This window comes from Candidatus Vondammii sp. HM_W22, assembly GCF_022530855.2.
Classification (GTDB): Bacteria; Pseudomonadota; Gammaproteobacteria; order Chromatiales; family Chromatiaceae; genus Vondammii.
Map to the genome: position 1 here is coordinate 740,639 of NZ_CP099567.1, position 15,288 is coordinate 755,926.

Below are 15,288 nucleotides of genomic sequence, written 5' to 3' on the forward strand. Positions count from 1 at the left end.
TAGTATTATATTAGAGGAAATTAGCCATGTCTGGTGAATTTGGAAATCCAGAAGTCGTCGAAGAAGAGGTAGATATACTTCTTATCGGTGGTGGTATGGGCGCTTGTGGCGCCGCTTATGAGCTTGGCCCTTGGTTGGACGCTGCTAAGAAAGAGGGCGTCGACATTAAGGTTAAGTTAGTCGACAAGGCCGCTATGGATCGTTCCGGTGCTGTTGCACAGGGCCTTTCTGCAATCAACACCTACATCGGTCCTGATCAGGATCCTGCGGATTATGCCCGTATGGTCTCCAACGACCTGATGGGTATTACCCGTGACGATTTGGCCTATGACTTGGGCCGCCACGTTGATGAGTCTGTACATCTGTTCGAAGAGTGGGGCCTGCCAATCTGGAAGCTCGACGAGAATGGTGAGCGTTTTGATGGCTCCAAGGGTATGACCTCTCTGGAAGAGGGTGGTAAGCCTGTGCGTTCCGGTAAATGGCAGATCATGATCAACGGTGAATCCTACAAGTGGATCGTCGCCGAAGCTGCCAAGAAAGCCCTGGGTATCGATAATATCGAAGAGCGTATCTTTATCGTTAAACTGGTAAACGACAAGAACGACAAGAATCGCGTTGCTGGTGCTGTCGGTTTCTCAGTTCGAGAAAACAAAGTTGTTGTCTACAAGTTCAAGGCCTGTCTGCTGGTTGCCGGTGGTTGCGTCAATATCTTCCGTCCCCGTTCTGTCGGTGAGGGTCAGGGTCGTGCTTGGTATCCGGTATGGAACGCTGGCTCCACCTACTCCATGGCTGCAGAGGCTGGTGCTGAGCTGACACTGATGGAAAACCGCTTCGTACCTACCCGTTTCAAAGACGGTTACGGTCCTGTTGGCGCGTGGTTCCTGCTGTTCAAATCCAAAGCTACCAACGCCTTCGGTGAAGTCTACATGGACCGGAACAAGGAGATGCTGAACGACTATCCTCCTTACGGTTCTGCTGCTGTTCCTGCATCCTGCCTGCGTAACCACCTGATGCTCAAAGAGATGAAGGAAGGCCGTGGTCCTATCTGGATGGACACGGTTACCGCCCTTGCCAACCTGCGTGAGACTCTGACTCCTCGCGAAGTGAAGCATCTGGAAGCTGAAGCCTGGGAAGATTTCCTTGATATGTGTATTGGCCAGTGTGGTATCTGGGCTGGTGAGAACATCGAGCCTGAGAAGAAGAACTCCGAGCTGATGCCAACAGAACCCTATCTGCTGGGTTCTCACTCCGGCTGTTGCGGTATCTGGGTATCCGGTCCTGAAGATGTAGGCGCGCCTACCGAAGAGACAGAAGCCGGTGTTCCTGAGCATTTGCCTTCAGGCTGGAACTGGGGCTACCGTGGTATGACTACTGTACAGGGTCTGTTCACTGCTGCTGACGGCGTTGGCGCTTCTGGCCACAAGTTCTCCTCCGGCTCTCACGCTGAAGGCCGTATGTGTGCCAAGTCCATGGTCAAGTTTGTTATGGACAACAAAGATTGGGCTCCTGAGCTGGATACCAGTGTTGAAGATCTGGTTGAAGAGATCTATCGTCCAGTCAAAACCTTCCTGGAGTTCAAAGACTATAGTACTGCCATTGACGTTAACCCCAACTACATCACCCCTAAGATGCTGCAGTTCCGTCTGCAGAAACTGATGGATGAGTATGTTGCCGGTGTTGCCACTTACTACACTACCAATGTAAATATGCTGGAAGTGGCTGAAGCCAAGCTGGCTGACCTCAAGGAAGATGCCTTGAAGATGCGTGCCAAAGATCTCCACGAGCTGCTTCGTGCTTGGGAAAACTATCACCGCATCCTCACAGCTGAGGCTCACATGAAGCACATTCAGTTCCGTCAGGAGTCTCGTTATCCGGGCTTCTACTACCGCATGGACAAGAACTTTGTCGATGAGGAGAACTGGCATGTCTTCGTTAACTCCATCTACAACAAAGAGACCAAAGAGTGGACCTGCTTCAGGCGCGCCCATGTCGATCTGGTCGACAAGTCCAAGTTGTTCAAGTAAGTTCTTGACAGCCTAGTGGCTCGAAAAGTCCGGGCGCCGCAAGGTGTCCGGACTTTTTTCATTATGGGAGTCCGCAAACGAATGCAAGCAAGTAACTCTTTGCCGAACCTGGAGAGAGAGCGTAGGAATCACAGAGCTGGATAGAGCAAGGTTTTTGTATTCCCGGGTCTGGGCTATAGTTGTTTTTATCTTAGAGATGATCTCTGTGATCACAGTGGTTCGCCGCGTCATATGACTTTCTAGTCAATGCACCTGTTTGCGGATTATTAACCTAAAATTCACCCGATAAGATTTATCGGAGGCGATAGAATGAGCGAAAAATTTGATATTCCATTCCAGAGCAATCTGGTTCCCACCATGTTGGAGCTGGGTTCCAAGCTGAAATTCAGCTGCCATAAGGAAATCTCTTGTTTCAATGCTTGTTGCAAGCATGCGGATATTACCCTGACACCTTACGACGTTATTCGCCTGAAAGACCGTCTGGAGCTGGCCAGCACCGAGTTCTTGAAGCAGCATACGGTTCCGTTTCAAGTGGACCAGGATAGACTGCCCGGTATTAAGTTAAGGACCACCGATGAAGGTGCCTGCCTGCTGATGACCGAGGAGGGGTGCAGTGTCTATAAGGATCGCCCGACCGCTTGTCGTTACTATCCGTTGGGTAATATGGCGATGCACGGCACCGGAGCGGGCAAGGAGGAGACCCACTACTTCCTGGTAGAGGAGGCGCACTGTAAGGGACATGAGGAGGATAAGGAGCAGACCATTCAGAAATACCTCGAAGAGCAGGAGACCGCCCGGTACGATGAGCTGAATAAAGAGTGGACTCAGTTGATGCTGATGAAGCGCTCCGGCGGACCCAGTGTCGGCAAGCCCCCAGAGGCCACGCTGCAGATGTATTTCATGTGTTCATTTGATATGGAGCGTTTTCGCCGCTTTGTTATGAGTGATGCATTCCAGGCAACTTATGATCTGGAAGATTCGGTCTATGAGGTATTGGCCCAGGAGGATATCTCGCTGATGCAGTTTGGCACCCAGCTGATGAAACAGGTTTTCTTTGGTGAGCGCACTATCTCCGAAAAAGAGGGTGTTTGGCAGAAGCGGATGGACGATCGCCAGGAGACCTGGGATGCCCGCAGGCAGGCAGAGATTTCCCGTCAGCAGCAGCAGGAAGACGAGAAATACAAAGCGGACGATTAGAAAGCTAGTGTTTTCCCTGTAGCCCTTGAAAAAGTGCCGCAGAGATCGCGGGAGCCGGCAGGATGCCAACGCTCCCACTGGCCTTAGAGTCATAGGCCCGATTATCACAACGACTAGCGATAGCAGCAGCGTCCCAAGGGTAAGAAAGTTTTACATGTGAAATAAACAGTCATATTCATCGTTAACAATATATAGCGTAATCAGGGTAATACTTAAAGAGATACCCTAAGGTCCCAATGCTGCATCAAGTACAGCACCGCTGGCGAGGCAGACGATACCAACCACCCGGCAAAGAGGGAAACCCAATCTGGGTTGTTGGCTACGGGGTTGAGGATAGACAGTCTGGTTCTCTTCTGTATCGGGCAACGTAACGGTTGCGCCATCCACCAGTCTGACCGGAAAAGCTCTTCGCATCTGAGATAGCACGTGACTGGGATCGAGTTATAACTAAAAGTGGTGTTTGAAGGGAATTGAAAAAAAGCGGGGTATCTGGTTGATTTGTTGTTGCGAGACATCAAAACAACCATTGGAGATATGCCACCATGAGTAAGAATAACGTTGTTAAGCTGGCAGTTCGAGATACGATTATCGATCCGCTGACAGAGTTGCCGAGAAGCGGTGCAGAGCAGTTGATCTACCAAGCGGTGGAGGCCGAGCTGCTGGAGCTGTTGGCGGAGCACGTCGAGCGACGGACAGAGGATGGCAAGGGGATGCGGTGCGTAATGGTCACCTGCCAGCTCGTAAACTGCAGACAGGATTGAGGCCGGTCACGGTCAAGATCCCCAAGTTCGCGCGAAGACCGGCGAGCCGGTGACGTTCCGACCAGCTCTGGTACCGCCGTATGTACGCAAGACGAAGTCACTATGGAATTTATCAAAGACAATCTTCTCTTCAGCCCTAGGCAGGCTTTCCCGTGTGGCATGATAAAGGCTGGCCACATATCCATGGAGACACTCTCTATCGCTTCTTGCTCCTCCTCTGCTAGACTTTCGTATCATGCTTTGAGCATCGCCTTTTTGCCGTCACTGCCCCGTGTAGTACTCTACCTGCATCCTGGTCTGATAAGACTGTTACATAATCATGGCGTTTCTTGAAGGCCGTCTCATCAACACCTATACGTGTTGAGCTGATCTCTGTTCTACGTGCCAGTCCTCGCTTGACCGCTCGCTGCATAATTCCATCAATGGCATTCCAACTTAGCCCCATCAATCGGGAGACTGCCGAGATGGACGCCTCTTTCAACCAGTCGATCACCAGCACCTCAAACATTGCAGTAAATACCAGAGCCCGGTTTCGCCCAGGAAATTGACACGGTGACCACCCCATGTTCTTCACACTTCACTCTGGGCGCATCTGCTACCAGAATAGTTTTGTATTGGCGGGTATCCAGGTGCCGCCAGCGGCGCTTGCGTGAGTCATAGCCCGGTAAGATCTGCCCACAGGTTGAACAATACTGCTTGAAAGCGGTTACTGTGATGTTTAAACGTCCAGGGTATGATGCGGAGACTAAAGACTAGTTCTGGGCTAAATATTTGCCCGCTGAGGCGATACTGAAAAAAACGAAGGGCATGTCCCTCGCTAGCAAGGTGGGCAGGGTAGGCTGTGTTGCTTGTTACAAGGCGGCACCTGGCGGTGACCTGGTGTTTAATCACAACTGATACCCTGGCTTTGCTTGCCACGGGCCCTTTTTGTTGAGATATGGTGTCTGCTTGAGCGACGTGTATCATGGGTTGGTAAATTCCGGAGCGCCCCATGTACACAAAGAGAGAATATCAGGCAGTTATCGCCTCCCCGGTTGGTCTACTGGGTATCTGTGTGTCAAAGAACCGGGTCACCCGCGTTGATTTTTTCTGGAAAGATGAGATCGATGAGCCGGTGATACTACTGCAAAGTACCTCCCCATCTGTCCAACAGGCGGTGGAACAGCTGGACTGCTATTTTAATGATGGAAGTGCCTCTTTTTCACTCCCCCTTAAGCCCATAGGAACGCCGTTCCAATGCCGGGTCTGGGATGCCTTGTCACGTATCGCTCCGGGTGAGGTGCGTACCTATGGCGATATAGCCCGAGAGTTGAAGACCAGCCCAAGGGCTGTAGGTAACGCCTGCCGCGTCAATCCGCTGCCCATCATCGTACCTTGCCATCGCATTGTCGCCGCTGGGGGAATTGGTGGCTTCTCCGGCAGGCGGGAGGGTGAGCGGCTGGACGTCAAATCCTGGTTGCTGGCCCATGAAAGCGTGACTCTGTGACAGATTATCCTGTCATTGAACAGTTTGCCGATGCCCTCTGGATGGAGCGGGGATTGAGCCGGAATACCCTTGATGCCTATCAGTCTGATCTCCGCAAGCTGGCGCAGTGGCTAGATAAAAACCGGACCCGCGAACTGCTGAAGGCGCGGCGGGAAGATCTTCTGGACTATCTGGTGGTGATGGCGAAAGAGGGGAAAAAAGCAAGATCAACGGCGCGCATGCTCTCTTGTGTCAGGCAGTTTTACCAGCATGGACTGAGGGAAGGGTGGTTGAAAACGGATCCATCGGCTCAGATTGATGCTCCCAAACTGGGCAGGCCACTGCCAAAATCCCTCACTGAGCAGGAGGTGGAGGCGCTGTTGGATGCCCCTGATCTTGATCAGCCCGAGGGCGTGCGGGACCGCACCATGCTGGAGGTGCTTTATGCTACTGGGCTGAGAGTTACCGAGTTGGTTAGCTTGAGGCTGGAGCAGGTCAGCATCAATCAGGGCCTGGTCCGGGTCATCGGTAAGGGAGGAAAGGAGCGTCTGGTGCCTTTGGGTGATGAGGCATTGGACTGGATCGACCGATTTGTCAAAACTGACCGATATGAGTTGCTGAGGAATCAGCTGACTCCCGACCTCTTTCCGACCCGCCGTGGTTCGGCCATGACCCGGCAGGCATTCTGGTACCGGATCAAAAAACACGCCGTGACGGCCGGGATAAGCAAACATCTCTCCCCCCATACACTGCGCCACGCATTTGCCACACATCTTCTTAATCACGGAGCCGACCTGAGAGTGGTGCAGATGCTGCTGGGACATAGTGACCTCTCCACTACTCAGATATATACCCATGTCGCCCGGGAGCGGCTGAAAAGCATTCATGCTCAGCACCACCCAAGGGGTTGATTCAGATCCTGGATATGGCCCTCTCGTTTTGGTAGCCTTCCCGCATTGATCACTAATATATAGAGGAGCATTGATTCATGCCTTCATTTGATGTTGTTTCAGAAGTGGATCTGCAGGAGATCCGTAATGCTGTCGATCAGGCCAATCGCGAAGTCGGTACCCGGTTCGATTTTAAAGGGGTCGATGCCAAGTTCGAGCAGAGTGATACGGATATTACCTTGCGGGCAGAGCAGGAGTTTCAATTGAGTCAGATGTTGGATATTTTCAGGCAAAAACTTGTCAAACGGAAAGTCGATGTCGCCTGTATGGATATCAAAGACCCTGAAACAACCCTGAATGCAGCTCGCCAGCATGTCATTATCAAGCAGGGAATCGAGATGGATGTTGCGAAAAAAATGGTAAAAGCGATAAAAGCAGGCAAAATCAAGGTTCAGGCGCAGATTCAGGGAGAGCAAGTTAGAGTTACCGGAAAAAAACGTGATGATCTGCAGCAGGTCATCGCCATGTTAAAGGGTGCAGACTATGGTCTGCCGATACAGTTTACTAACTTTAGAGATTGAAATATGAGATTACCCCATCTGTCACTGAGTCTGCTGTCATTGCCTCTGCTTTTAGTTCTGATTGCTTCTCCTGTTGCCGCTGAAGGAGACGATGAAGCCATTGAACGTGTAAAGCGGAGTCTGGCGCTGTTGTTGCCGAATATTGAACCTGAAACTATCGCAAAGTCGGAAGTAACCGGACTTTATGAGGTGGTCATCGAGACCAGGATTGTCTACGTTAGTGGTGATGGTCGCTATCTTATCCAGGGCAGTATCGTCGATCTGGAGCTGAGAGAGAACATTACTCAGCCAAAAGTGAATAAACTGAAACTTGCTGTAATCGAAAGGCTAGGCGAGGATAATATGATCATCTTCGAGCCTGAAACCATCAAGCACACAATTACTGTCTTTACCGATATCGATTGTGGCTTTTGCCGGAAACTGCACAGTGAAATGGCAGGCTATAACGAGAAGGGTATCAGAATTCGCTACCTATTCTATCCCCGTGCTGGGGTAAATAGCGCCTCTTACCGGAAAGCGGTTTCAGTCTGGTGTGCGGATGACCGTATTGAGGCGATGAATATAGCCAAGAAAACGGGCAATCCTCCAGAAGAGAAGAGCTGCGAAAATCCGGTTAAACGCCATATGCTGCTAGGCGAGATGATGGGCGTGACCGGGACACCTGCACTGATGCTGGAGGATGGAGAAATGCTCCCCGGATATGTCTCACCAGACCGGCTCATTGCCATATTGGACGAGCGGAAGAACGCTAAATAATTTGTCAGCTTGCAGGCAGAAAGGCGCTTCGGTTACCGGAGCGCCTTTTTTTATAGAGACAAATATTTTGAACTGCACACTCTCCTGTCCCTGATTTTTCGTTATAGAACTAGGCACCCGCGTTTATTATTTCAGTTTTGTGGATCCAGTCTGCCTATGGATAACCATTGATTATATATTGGTTTTTTGCAATATTTGCCTAAGCGCCAACCTAAATAAGCGGCCTGACCCCAGGCGTTCGCAGAAAAAACGGTTAACTTTTTTGCAGGATACTCCATGGTTACTATTGAGATCTTTTTTGCCTATACACTTGCCTGTATTCTAAATCATCCTGGCTCCTGGCTCCTGGCTCCTGGCTCCTGGCTCCTGGCTCCTGGCTCCTGGCTCCTGGCCCGGATAATATTCTAGCTATCAGTCGGGGACGTATTGCTGCCTTTATCTCCAGTCTGGGCGCAGGGGCAGGTCTTATGGTTCATGTGCTTGCTGCCGCACTTGGCCTGGCAGTGCTGATTCAGACTTCAGAACTGGCTTTCAGCTTAATAAAAGGTATCGGCGCACTGTATTTAATCTGGTTGGGGGTAAAGGCGATCCGATCAAAGGATCTTATTTCATTTGTTCCCTCCTCCCGACAGTCCCATTGGTCTATTTTAACCGCTGGTTTTCTTACAAACGTACTTAACCCTAAACCCGCGATCTTTATTCTTGCTTTCATCCCACAATTTGTATCACCAGATTCAGGCTCTGTGCTCGGTGAAACACTACTTTTAGGGGCTTGTGGTGCTGACGATTCTGATGTTCACTGTTATAGGCTGTTTTGCATCGACTTTGGCAAAATGGTTACGTGATCGACCAAGGGCTATTTGGGGTCTTAATGTTGGGGCGGGATTGTCTGTGGCGAGCTTAGAGCGGTAGTTCACCAACTAGACGTTAGCACCGACATACAGGATATGGAATTTCATCACGGAGATTAGATAATGATTTGGGCATTTATTGATTATGAAAATACAGGAAGTCTTGAAGATATTGATTACCAGGTGTATCAACGAATTTTCGTTTTCTGTGGACCAAAGAACTCAAAACTCAAACTAGGGGATGCAGAATGGCCTCAATTTCTAAGCATTGAAATTATCAGGCTGAAGACGATGGGAGAAAATAATCTTGATTTCCATATGGCATATTATTTAGGAAAATTTTCTGAGATAGCTAATCAGGAGATTGAATTCCATGTCATTACAAAAGACAAGGGTTTTGATGGACTTGTAAACCACATTAAAAAAATAGGCCGGAAATGTAAGAGAGTAATTCTTCAAACAAAAACAAAAAAACTCCCGCAGTGGTACTCAGTCCATGTGCGGAACTTGTTGTTGCTCGTCTAAAGTCAATTGACGGAAGAAAACGCCCTAGAAAAGAGGACAAATTGGAGAATTGGATTGGTTCACAATGCAGAACCGTGAAAGATAATATAAACCCTAATTCAATACTGAAAGAGCTCAAACGAGCCGGGTTGATAATATTATCAGGTGCAGATATTAAATATCTAATAGAGCACTAACAGACAACTACAGCTGATTGGTACTGTGTTGGCTGATCTGAACGTGAGCAACTGAATCGGGTGTTGAGTACAGATTACGGGAGAGTGTGAGATAGAGGAGGGCATTTTATCTAAGTGTTTCCAAATAGTTTATTAATCAGTTGCTTTCTCACTCAACGCCTTCAACCTATAAACCTCATCCAGCGCTTCTCGTGGCGTCAATTCATCCGGGTTCAATTTTTCAACCGCTTCAACGACAGGCGACGGTGGTGCAGCTGTTTTCGTTTCAGGAGCAGATGCAAACAGCGATAGCTGGCTCACTTGCTGGCCCTTGTGGTTTGTAGCTGATTGTTCCAGCTCCCGCAGTCTGAAACGGGCTCGGTCGATAATAGTGCGCGGGACTCCGGCCAAGGCTGCAACCTGCAGGCCATAACTCTGGTTTGCCGGTCCCTCTCTCACGGCATGCAGAAAGACGATGGAGTCGCCATGCTCTACGGCGTCCAGATGGACGTTGGCAATGCCCGGGTACTCCTCAGGCAGTGTGGTTAGCTCAAAATAGTGGGTGGCAAAGAGGGTGTATGCACGGATCTCAGTTGCCAGTTCGACACCGCATGACCAGGCCAGAGAGAGGCCGTCGAACGTGCTGGTGCCGCGGCCGACTTCATCCATTAATACCAAGCTATTTTTGGTGGCGTTGTGCAGAATGTTGGCGGTCTCTTCCATCTCGACCATAAAGGTGGAGCGGCCACCCGCCAGATCATCCGATGCGCCGATTCGGGAGAAGATGCGGTCGATGGGGCCTATCCGGGCCGATGCTGCCGGTACGAAGCTGCCGGCACAGGCCATCAGTACAATCAGTGCGGTTTGCCGCATGAAGGTGGATTTTCCTCCCATGTTGGGACCGGTGATGATCAGGATGCGGCGTTTGTCATCAAGCTCCACGCTGTTGGCGACGAAGGGTGTGTCGCTTACCTGTTCTACCACTGGGTGGCGGCCATCGACAATGCTGATGCCCGGCTGATCATCCAGTTGTGGCAGGCTTAGGTCCAGTCGTTCTGCACGCTCGGCAAAGTTGCTGATAACATCCAGAGATGCCAGGGCGGTGGCGCACTGCTGCAGGGAGGGGATGCTCTCCTGCAATTTGTCCAGCAGTTGGTCGTAGAGTGATTTTTCCCGGGCCAGGGAGCGTTCTCTGGCAGAGAGTACCTGGTCTTCGAATTTTTTCAGCTCAGGAATAATAAAACGTTCGGCTCCCTTCAATGTCTGACGCCGGACATAGTCATCGGGCACTGAGTCGGATTGGCTGCGGCTGATCTCTATGTAGTAGCCGTGAACACGGTTATAGCTCACCTTCAGGTTGGAGATGCCGGTACGCTCTTTCTCCCTTGCTTCCAGGTCGAGGAGAAACTGGTCGGCGTTCTTGGATAGATTGCGCAGCTCATCCAGTTGGGCATCGTAGCCGTTTGCCAGCACACCACCATCGCGTATCAGCATGGGTGGATTTTCGATAATGGCCCGTTGCAGCAGGTCAACTATTCCCGGATGAGTGCTGGCTTCGGCAGCCAGTTGTTGCAGCAGCGGAGCATGCCGTTCCGTCAGCTGTTCCTGAAGTGCGGGCAGCCGGGACAGGGAGTCTCTGAGTGTTGCAAGATCTCTGGGACGCGCCGATTTCAGGGCAATACGCGCGAGAATGCGTTCAATATCCCCAATACCCTGGAGTACCTCTTTCAGGTCAGGATGGGCCTGCTGTTCCAGCAGCTGGCCAATGGCATCATGACGGCCACGAACTTTTTCTATATCCCGAAGAGGACGGTTGATCCAGCGACGCAGCATGCGGCTGCCCATGGGAGTGACTGTCCGGTCCATTATGCCGGCGAGGGTGTGCTGGTTTTGACCGCTGAGGCTGTAGTCCAGCTCCAGGTTACGACGGGTTGCAGCATCGATGATGACGGTCTCTTCCCGTCTCTCTACCGAGAGTCCCCTGATGTGTGGCAGGGCGCTCTGCTGGGTATCATTGACATACTGCATCAGGCAGCCAGCGGCGGCGATGGCCAGAGGCTGGTCGGTACAGCCAAATCCACCCAGATCACGGGTACCGAACTGCCGGGTCAGCAGTCGTTCTGCCGTCTCCAGGTCAAAGTGCCAGATCGGGCGGCGGGTGATCCCTCCCGGCAGATGGAATTCACCGGGGGGGGTGTAGTCCTCTACCAGCAGCAGCTCGGCAGGGCGCAGCCGCTCCAGCTCGCCTGAGAGCGCCTCAACGGCGTTTAATTGTTGGATGATAAAACGGCCACTGGTTAAATCCAGTGTGGCCAGCCCGAACTGGGCTTCAGACCCATAGAGTGCGGCCAGCAAGTTGTCCTGACGCTCCTCCAGCAGTGCTTCGTCGGTTACCGTGCCGGGTGTGACCACCCGCATCACTTTACGCTCGACAGGCCCCTTACTGGTGGCAGGATCGCCAATCTGTTCACAGATCGCGATCGATTCCCCTTGTTTAACCAGTTTGGCCAGATAGTTCTCAGCCGCGTGGTAAGGGATGCCGGCCATGGGTATCGGCTTTCCATCCGATTTTCCCCGCTTGGTCAGGGTGATGTTGAGGAGTCGGGAGGCCTTTTCTGCATCGCTGAAGAAGAGTTCGTAGAAATCCCCCATCCGATAGAACACCAACATCTCCGGGTATTCTGCTTTGATGCGGAGGTATTGCTGTATCATTGGAGTGTGATTATTATTCTTTTTCATTCAGTAAGTTACAGTTACTGCTGTCTAAAATTCGGACCCTTTACAGCGGGTTATTTCCTTGTCTCTGATGTATCTCACGATCTGCGATTCGGTGGTATAATCGGCTAACGATTGGGGATCTAATCCCTGTTTTTTGGCATCGGTAATGCTCTTTGCAATCAGGTCATGCAGATGAGCATTTTTAACACCAGATCTCTCGGTAGATCTCTTAAATAGATCCTGCACCCCCCATAGGAACGTATCTTGCCGTTTCTCTGTCCCAATAGATAGGTCGAAGTTATCTTGCTGCCATGTACCCTCCTTGCGGCACTTATCGTTCCTTCGTAAGTGGAATCGTCATTTTCTCGCCACCAAAGACACTCGGCCATTCAATGAAACTGAGATTGGTGATGATGTTGGTACGCTCTACAATTCGCTGAGAAGATGGAACAACAAGGCACCACCTGTACTTTTTCAGAAAGACTTCGTTGGGTGTCTGATAATTAAGGCATTTCAGAGGTCGATTGTTGAGCTTTCCCAGCGCAGTTGCAAGCATTAGATCAGTGATCTTTCGCCAATCGATTCTCTTCGGGCATCTCTTATTAATGTAAGGGCTCTTTCCCTAACCGAGAGGGTAAGTATCACCCAACCACTTCCTCAGGATAAAGATTCAGCCCTCCAAGGTGGGAGTAGATTGCATTGGCAAACCGCTCTTTTCTGCGGAAACCTCTGCTATGCACCTTGATTATCTTGATTCGGCTGTTGAGACTTTCTGCCGGACCATTATTTACTTCCAAAACAATAGCGTTCAATATTCCCCACAGGTGATTCTTGATTGTTCCCGCCACTTTCTTGATTGGCTCCAGGCCACTGCGCATTGCCCATGGCAACTGCTGTTCCCAGCCTTTCCTTGCTCATGTCTTGCTGGCATAGTGCCAGAGACTCTTTGATCGCCCAGGCACACGGGCAGTCTTCAGCGTGCTGTCACGTAGCGCGCCTTGAGCCGCAATTTCTGTCTGCGTGTCACATTCTCCAGGTTGTAGAGCTAGTCATACTGGCTGTCTTTAGGGGTCCTCATAGCCTTCAGCCAACACTCTTGGCCGCGTACCTTGTCTACCGCCTTTTGCTGCTCCTCTGCCAGACTTTCGTACCATGCTTTGAGCGTTGCCTTGCGGTCACTGCCCACGTATAGCACTGCACCTGCATCCTGGCCCGATAAGACTGTTACATAATCATGACGTTTCTTGAAGACCGTCTCATCAACACCTATACGTGTTGGGCTAATCTCTGTTCTACGTGCCAGTCCTCGCTTAACCGCTCGCTGCATAATTCCATCAATGGCATTCCAATTCAGCCCCATCAACCGGGAGACTGCCGAGATGGACACCTCTTTCAATCAGTCGATCACCAGCACCTCAGAGAGCGCCTTCATGGATATATGGCCAAGCCTTTATCAATGCCATACTGGAAAGCCTGCCTAGGGCTGAAGAGAAGATTGCCTTTGATAAATTCCACGTCGCCAAGTACACCGGTGAGACGGTAGGCAAAGAGTTTGCCATGTCACTCTCAAGACATGGGCAAGGAAAGGCTGAGAGCGGTGGTTGTCATGGGCAGTGCGCAGTGGCCTGGAGCCAATCAAGAAAGTGGCGGGAACAATCAAGGATCGTCTGTGGGGAATATTGAACGCTATTGTTCTGGAAGTAAGTAATGGTCCGGCAGAAAGTCTCAACAGCTGAATCAAGATAATCAAGGTGCATAGCAGAGGTTTCCGCAACAAGGGGCGGTTTGCCAATGCAATCTACCTCCACCTTGGAGGGCTGAATCTTTATCCTGAGGAAGTGGTTGGGTGATACTTACCCTCTCGGTTAGGGAAAGAGCCATAAAAGCTCTGCAACCGATTTTTCTTGATCATCAAGGCCGACTTGAACCCCTTGAGCAACTGGGAGACTCGCTGCCAAAGCTGGAAAGGACCGTAGACTGGGAGGCTTTTCGGGTATTGTTGGGCTCAGTTTATAAAAACAGTGATCCCAGTAAAGGTGGGCGTCCACTTTACGATGAGGTACTGATATTCAACGTATTGTTCCTACAGAATTTGTTCAATCTGAACGATGATCAAACAGAGTTCCAAATTCGGGATTGCTATAGCTTTTGTCGTTTTCTTGGGCTGAGCCCGGAGGGTAAGGTACCCATTGGCTCTTTGTCGGGTTTTTAGAGGTTCCCTTTGCCAAGTGTGCTTTGATTAATCGGGTACTGGCTAAGCGGTATTGATTAGGCGCTTCATTGGGCAAGTTGCACCTGAAAATCCCGGAATGGCCAAAATTGAGGTGAAATCCGGGAATAAAGCAGGTTATTTTTACAAATATTTGAGATTGGATGGCAAGTGAAGTGAAAAACTTCAATTTTCAGACCATCCCTAAACTATTGACGATGGATGAGTTATTTTAAGGTTGAAAAGGTAGCCTGGCTAGAAATCTATTTTACAGGCCGTTCCTCAGAACATTCGAAGTGTGACTCAGGCATGCAAATGGTCAGTGAGGTGGGGCCGGATCATCTTAACCATGGCGGTATGGACTTTCAATCCGCCGGCAATGATATTTCCCGTCTCAAAAAAACGGCCGCCACCAGTGATATCAGAGACAGTTCCACCTGCCTCTTTTATCAGCAGGGCGCCTGCGGCGAAATCCCACTCTTTCATACCCAGTTCCCAGAAACCGTCCAAACGGCCAGCGGCAACATAGGCTAAATCAAGGGCGGCAGAGCCTGGGCGCCGGATACCGGCAGTATCCTTGATCAGGCTTTTCATCATGCTGAGGTAGGTGTCGAGATGTGATTGATCGCGATAGGGAAAGCCGGTTCCCAGTAGCGCGCCTTCAAGCCCCTTTCGGTTGGATACACGAAGGCGGCGGTCATTCACCAGAGCGCCATCGCCTCTGCTGGCGGTAAACATCTCGTCCCGTAGCGGGTCGTAGACCAAGCCATGCTCCAATACGCCTTTGTGTTTCAGGGCGATGGAGACAGAAAATTGAGGGAAACCGTGGAGATAGTTGGTAGTGCCATCCAGAGGATCGATAATCCACTGGAAATCGCTTCCATCGTGAGCGCCACTCTCTTCTGCCATGATGGCGTGGTTGGGATAGGACTCACGCAGTGTATGGATGATCGCCTGCTCCGCAGACCGGTCTACTTCCGAGACGAAATCATTCATCCCTTTGGCTGTAATAGAGAGGGCGTTGGTGCGCTCGTAATAACGGAGCAGGATATTGCTTGCGTTACGTGCTGCGCGTACTGCGATATTCATCATCGGGTGCATGGGCGGCAAAGATACAGCAAGCTGCCACCGCTATAAAGAAAAAAATTAGGAATTC

15 protein-coding genes and 3 pseudogenes are annotated in these 15,288 nt (G+C 50.7%); 11 read left to right on the top strand and 7 right to left on the bottom strand.

Annotated elements, in window-relative coordinates; translation table 11 throughout:
• Nucleotides 1–26: 26 nt before the first annotated feature.
• Nucleotides 27–2,024: an adenylyl-sulfate reductase subunit alpha gene (aprA, locus tag MN084_RS04220; RefSeq protein ID WP_241087083.1), complete on the top strand. Its 1,998-nt coding sequence runs from the start codon at nucleotides 27–29 to the stop codon at nucleotides 2,022–2,024.
• Between the two features lie 309 nt (nucleotides 2,025–2,333).
• Complete coding sequence (locus MN084_RS04225; RefSeq protein WP_241087082.1) at nucleotides 2,334–3,221, top strand: YkgJ family cysteine cluster protein; 888 nt, start codon at nucleotides 2,334–2,336, stop codon at nucleotides 3,219–3,221.
• Between the two features lie 231 nt (nucleotides 3,222–3,452).
• On the opposite strand, the pseudogene MN084_RS04230 reads toward MN084_RS04225, so the two are convergent.
• Nucleotides 3,453–3,629, bottom strand: a pseudogene (locus tag MN084_RS04230) (IS4 family transposase); the annotation flags it as partial.
• A gap of 134 nt (nucleotides 3,630–3,763) precedes the next feature.
• On the opposite strand from MN084_RS04230, the pseudogene MN084_RS04235 reads away from it, so the two are divergent.
• Nucleotides 3,764–4,085: pseudogene (locus tag MN084_RS04235) on the top strand (transposase); the annotation flags it as partial.
• Nucleotides 4,086–4,202: 117 nt separating this feature from the next.
• Here MN084_RS04235 and MN084_RS04240 read toward each other — a convergent pair.
• Nucleotides 4,203–4,547 carry a helix-turn-helix domain-containing protein gene (locus MN084_RS04240; protein ID WP_241087080.1) on the bottom strand — a complete coding sequence of 115 codons (345 nt, stop codon included), beginning with the start codon at nucleotides 4,545–4,547 and terminating at the stop codon, nucleotides 4,203–4,205.
• On the bottom strand, nucleotides 4,483–4,698 hold the full coding sequence (locus tag MN084_RS04245; protein WP_330178519.1) for a transposase family protein: 216 nt from the start codon (nucleotides 4,696–4,698) through the stop codon (nucleotides 4,483–4,485). The genes MN084_RS04240 and MN084_RS04245 overlap by 65 nt, the downstream gene beginning before the upstream one ends.
• Before the next feature lie 275 nt (nucleotides 4,699–4,973).
• Between MN084_RS04245 and MN084_RS04250 the strand changes: the two genes are divergently transcribed.
• The 6 genes and pseudogenes from MN084_RS04250 to MN084_RS04275 all read left to right on the top strand — a co-directional run bounded on the left by MN084_RS04250 (nucleotide 4,974) and on the right by MN084_RS04275 (nucleotide 9,050).
• Nucleotides 4,974–5,468 (top strand): methylated-DNA--[protein]-cysteine S-methyltransferase, encoded by a 495-nt coding sequence (locus MN084_RS04250; protein WP_241087079.1) that lies wholly within the window; start codon nucleotides 4,974–4,976, stop codon nucleotides 5,466–5,468.
• 41 nt (nucleotides 5,469–5,509) lie between these two features.
• Complete coding sequence (gene xerD / locus MN084_RS04255) at nucleotides 5,510–6,358, top strand: site-specific tyrosine recombinase XerD (protein WP_241087171.1); 849 nt, start codon at nucleotides 5,510–5,512, stop codon at nucleotides 6,356–6,358.
• 77 nt (nucleotides 6,359–6,435) lie between these two features.
• A complete protein-coding gene (locus tag MN084_RS04260) occupies nucleotides 6,436–6,918 on the top strand; it encodes a YajQ family cyclic di-GMP-binding protein (protein ID WP_241087078.1) in 483 nt (160 codons plus the stop codon).
• A 3-nt stretch (nucleotides 6,919–6,921) separates the two neighbouring features.
• Complete coding sequence (locus MN084_RS04265; RefSeq protein WP_241087077.1) at nucleotides 6,922–7,674, top strand: DsbC family protein; 753 nt, start codon at nucleotides 6,922–6,924, stop codon at nucleotides 7,672–7,674.
• Between the two features lie 338 nt (nucleotides 7,675–8,012).
• A pseudogene (locus MN084_RS04270) lies at nucleotides 8,013–8,586 on the top strand (LysE family translocator).
• A gap of 62 nt (nucleotides 8,587–8,648) precedes the next feature.
• The gene (locus MN084_RS04275; protein WP_241087076.1) at nucleotides 8,649–9,050 is read left to right on the top strand and encodes a PIN domain-containing protein; all 402 of its coding nucleotides are present in this window, start codon (nucleotides 8,649–8,651) and stop codon (nucleotides 9,048–9,050) included.
• Between the two features lie 308 nt (nucleotides 9,051–9,358).
• Here the strand turns inward: MN084_RS04275 and mutS are convergent, their stop codons facing one another.
• The 3 genes from mutS to MN084_RS04290 form a co-directional block, all read right to left on the bottom strand.
• On the bottom strand, nucleotides 9,359–11,944 hold the full coding sequence (gene mutS / locus MN084_RS04280; RefSeq protein ID WP_241087075.1) for a DNA mismatch repair protein MutS: 2,586 nt from the start codon (nucleotides 11,942–11,944) through the stop codon (nucleotides 9,359–9,361).
• Between the two features lie 620 nt (nucleotides 11,945–12,564).
• Nucleotides 12,565–12,813: a transposase gene (locus tag MN084_RS04285; RefSeq protein WP_241087074.1), complete on the bottom strand. Its 249-nt coding sequence runs from the start codon at nucleotides 12,811–12,813 to the stop codon at nucleotides 12,565–12,567.
• A gap of 155 nt (nucleotides 12,814–12,968) precedes the next feature.
• Nucleotides 12,969–13,310 carry a transposase gene (locus tag MN084_RS04290; protein WP_241087073.1) on the bottom strand — a complete coding sequence of 114 codons (342 nt, stop codon included), beginning with the start codon at nucleotides 13,308–13,310 and terminating at the stop codon, nucleotides 12,969–12,971.
• 214 nt (nucleotides 13,311–13,524) lie between these two features.
• Between MN084_RS04290 and MN084_RS04295 the strand changes: the two genes are divergently transcribed.
• Together MN084_RS04295 and MN084_RS04300 are read left to right on the top strand one after the other, a co-directional pair.
• Nucleotides 13,525–13,659, top strand: a complete 135-nt coding sequence (locus tag MN084_RS04295) for a transposase (RefSeq protein ID WP_241087072.1) — start codon at nucleotides 13,525–13,527, stop codon at nucleotides 13,657–13,659.
• 110 nt (nucleotides 13,660–13,769) lie between these two features.
• Nucleotides 13,770–14,135, top strand: coding sequence for a transposase (locus MN084_RS04300; protein ID WP_241087071.1), 366 nt, complete (start codon nucleotides 13,770–13,772; stop codon nucleotides 14,133–14,135).
• A gap of 300 nt (nucleotides 14,136–14,435) precedes the next feature.
• Here the strand turns inward: MN084_RS04300 and suhB are convergent, their stop codons facing one another.
• Nucleotides 14,436–15,233 (bottom strand): inositol-1-monophosphatase, encoded by a 798-nt coding sequence (gene suhB / locus MN084_RS04305; protein ID WP_241087070.1) that lies wholly within the window; start codon nucleotides 15,231–15,233, stop codon nucleotides 14,436–14,438.
• Nucleotides 15,234–15,288: the final 55 nt, after the last annotated feature.

What these genes read in the sequence shown, in the direction of transcription:
- aprA (WP_241087083.1), top strand. Translation starts at nt 27, where the DNA reads ATGTCTGGTGAATTTGGAAATCCAGAAGTCGTCGAAGAAGAGGTAGAT.
- MN084_RS04225 (WP_241087082.1), top strand. Translation starts at nt 2,334, where the DNA reads ATGAGCGAAAAATTTGATATTCCATTCCAGAGCAATCTGGTTCCCACC.
- MN084_RS04240 (WP_241087080.1), bottom strand. Translation starts at nt 4,547, where the DNA reads ATGGGGTGGTCACCGTGTCAATTTCCTGGGCGAAACCGGGCTCTGGTA.
- MN084_RS04250 (WP_241087079.1), top strand. Translation starts at nt 4,974, where the DNA reads ATGTACACAAAGAGAGAATATCAGGCAGTTATCGCCTCCCCGGTTGGT.
- xerD (WP_241087171.1), top strand. Translation starts at nt 5,510, where the DNA reads ATGGAGCGGGGATTGAGCCGGAATACCCTTGATGCCTATCAGTCTGAT.
- MN084_RS04260 (WP_241087078.1), top strand. Translation starts at nt 6,436, where the DNA reads ATGCCTTCATTTGATGTTGTTTCAGAAGTGGATCTGCAGGAGATCCGT.
- MN084_RS04265 (WP_241087077.1), top strand. Translation starts at nt 6,922, where the DNA reads ATGAGATTACCCCATCTGTCACTGAGTCTGCTGTCATTGCCTCTGCTT.
- MN084_RS04275 (WP_241087076.1), top strand. Translation starts at nt 8,649, where the DNA reads ATGATTTGGGCATTTATTGATTATGAAAATACAGGAAGTCTTGAAGAT.
- mutS (WP_241087075.1), bottom strand. Translation starts at nt 11,944, where the DNA reads ATGAAAAAGAATAATAATCACACTCCAATGATACAGCAATACCTCCGC.
- suhB (WP_241087070.1), bottom strand. Translation starts at nt 15,233, where the DNA reads ATGCACCCGATGATGAATATCGCAGTACGCGCAGCACGTAACGCAAGC.